Source organism: Kitasatospora putterlickiae (genome assembly GCF_039527695.1).
Lineage (GTDB): Bacteria > Actinomycetota > Actinomycetes > Streptomycetales > Streptomycetaceae > Kitasatospora > Kitasatospora putterlickiae.
In genome coordinates this window covers 3,536-6,106 of record NZ_BAAAKJ010000034.1, presented here as the reverse complement: position 1 = coordinate 6,106, position 2,571 = coordinate 3,536, and the positions used below count along the sequence as shown (strand labels likewise).

Genomic DNA, 2,571 nt, shown 5'->3' with positions numbered 1-2,571 from the left:
CCGGATCCGGCCGGTCGGCGCGCCCCGGCCCCGGGGGGCGCCGGGAGCGAGGGGGTGGTCAAGGGCGCGCGGGGAGGTGTGCCGAGGGCGGGCGGGCGCCGGTGACGCCTCGTCGGTCCGCTGCCCGGCGCGGGCCGGACGAACCAACGCCCGGTGGTCGACGGACCGTCGGGCCGGGCGGGGCCGGAGCGGTTCCTGGGGGTCAAGTGGCATGTCCTGGACGGGAAATTAGCTGGTCAGAGCTCTGGTCACGACCTGCGCGCAGGTCTAGCATTCCGGTCACGGCAACCGGTGTCCGGACCCCCGGACAACCGGTGCGGTGGCCGCCACCACCCCCTGCCGGGGAGCGTACACCCCCCGAGTACGCTCCCCGGCGCCGCTCTGTGCGCGGTGCCCGCCTTCCCGCGCCCGTTCCCGGCGCTGCCGCGGATTGTCCGCCCCGCGCTCGGTAGCCGCATCGCCCGCCGCGCACCCCCGCGCCCGTCGGCGCGCGCCCCCGTCACGGCTCGCGCGCCCGTCGCGCGCCACCGGTTCCGCCGTCGTGCCGCCGCTACTTGGACTCGTCGAGGCCGTTGATGAAGTCCTTGGCCTTGTCGGCGGCGGTGTCTATCTGGCCGCTGTACTTGCCGTCCGTCTTGTCGTCGATCACGTCGGCGACCTTGTCCAGACCCTGGGAGATGGCGCCGCTGTGCTCGCGGGCGAGGTCGGTGGCCTTGTCGGCGAGGTTCTTGAGGTTGTCGAACATGATGGTCCTTTTGTTCGTTTGGCCCGGTTCGGGCCCATCCTAGCCGTCGTTGACCTGGGGTTTCCCGGGAACCGTCGCACCGGAGCCGGCGTCTTCGAGCGAAGGCGCGGTGGCGCCGGAGTGGCGGATGGGGTGGAGCGGGTGGAACGGGTGGACCGGACAGGTTGGCGGCGGTGGGCACGGCGGGTGCTGGTGGGGGCGTGCGGTGCCGTCCTGACCGGGACGGCCGGGCTGGTGGCGGTCCGTCTCGGCGGGTGGGACGACGGGACGCCGCTCGCGCTCGTCGTGGTCGGGCTGCCGTACGCGGCGCTCGCCGGCCTGCTCGCGCTCGGGGTGCTGCTGGCGCTGCGCTCCTGGTGGCCGGCCGCACTGGCCGGCGTCCTGGTGGCGGTGCAACTCGTCTGGCTCGTCCCGAGGTTGGTGCCCGACGGTGGCACCCCGGCGGCCGACGCGCCACGGCTGCGGGTCGCGACGAGCAACGCCTACCTGGGTCAGGCCGACGCGGCCGCGCTCGTCCGGCTGGTGCGCGAGCAGCGGGTCGACGTGCTCGCGGTGGAGGAGTTCGGCCCGGGGGCGGTCGACCGGCTGGACCGGGCGGGGATCGCCGAGGTGCTGCCCTACCGGGAGCTGCGGCCGGGCCGGGACACCGCGATCTACTCCCGGCTTCCGCTGACACCGCTGGACGGGTCGGCCTCGGAGGCGGCGCGGGAGCAGATCGCGGCCGAGGTGACGGTCGGCGGACGCGTCGTCCGGTTGACGGCCGTGCACACCTATTACCCGATGGGCGACGCGGGCCGCTGGGCGGAGGACTTCGACGAACTGCGGGCGGCGGTCGCCGGCGCCACCCGCAACGCCGTCCTGCTGGGGGACTTCAACGCGACGCTCGACCACGCCCCGATGCGCGCGCTGCTCGGCACCGGCCTCACCGACACCCACGCCGAGCTCGGGCGCGGTGTCGCGCCGACCTGGCCGGAGTCCAACGCGTACTTCCCCGGACTGTGGCCGGTGATCCAGATCGACCACGTGCTGCACGGGGAGGCGCTGCGCGCGGTGTCGGTGGCGGAGCACGCGGTGCGCGGCGCCGAGCACCGCGCGGTGGTCGCGGAGTTGGCGGTCACGGGCTGACGGCCCGGCGGGTTCCGTCAGGTCCTGCGGCGTCACGTCCGGCGGCCCCGCGCTCGGTGGCCCCGCGCTCGGTGGCCCGCCAGAAGGCGAGCGCGAGCAGGCTGACGCCGCCGCCCAGCCAGCAGACCGCCGTCCAGCCGCCGTGCTCGTACACCAGGGTGGAGACGATCGCGCCCAGCGCGCTGCCGATCGAGTAGAACAGCATGTACCCGGCGGTCAACCGGCTCCGGGCCTCGGGGCGGACCTGGTACAGCAGGTGCTGGTTGACCACGTGCACCGACTGCAGGCCGTAGTCGATCACCACCATGGCGAGCACCAGCCACCACACCGAGTGCGGCAACAGTCCGGCGAGCGGCCAGGAGACGAGCATCGCGGTGAGCCCGATCGCCAGGGTGCGGCGCGCCCGCCCCCGGTCGGCCTGCCGCCCGGCGTGTCCGGCGCCGAGCGCGCCGGCGGCGCCGGCCAGGCCGAACAGCCCGATCTCGGTGTGGCTGAGGTCGAACGGCGGCGCGGCGAGCGGCAGCACCATCGGGGTGAGCAGGATGGTGACGGCGGTGAAGACGAGCAGCGCGAGTCCGGCGCGGATCCGGAGCACCGGCTCCTCGGCGAACAGGGTGAACACCGAACCGACCAGCCTCGGGTAGCGGATCCGCTCCGGCCGGCGGCGCGTCTCGGCCGGGACGACCGAGGCGAGGACGACG

The 2,571-nt window shown here is 74.9% G+C and carries 2 protein-coding genes and 1 pseudogene; 1 reads left to right on the top strand and 2 read right to left on the bottom strand.

All coding sequences use genetic code 11. From position 1 onward, the window contains the following. Positions 1-550: 550 nt before the first annotated feature. Positions 551-745 carry an antitoxin gene (locus tag ABD308_RS04320; protein WP_344325763.1) on the bottom strand — a complete coding sequence of 65 codons (195 nt, stop codon included), beginning with the start codon at positions 743-745 and terminating at the stop codon, positions 551-553. Positions 746-895: 150 nt separating this feature from the next. Between ABD308_RS04320 and ABD308_RS04315 the strand changes: the two genes are divergently transcribed. Beyond that, positions 896-1,870, top strand: coding sequence for an endonuclease/exonuclease/phosphatase family protein (locus ABD308_RS04315; RefSeq protein ID WP_344325760.1), 975 nt, complete (start codon positions 896-898; stop codon positions 1,868-1,870). Here the strand turns inward: ABD308_RS04315 and ABD308_RS04310 are convergent. After that, positions 1,860-2,571 (bottom strand): annotated as a pseudogene (locus ABD308_RS04310) (MFS transporter); the annotation flags it as partial. The gene ABD308_RS04315 and the pseudogene ABD308_RS04310 sit on opposite strands and share 11 nt — an antisense overlap.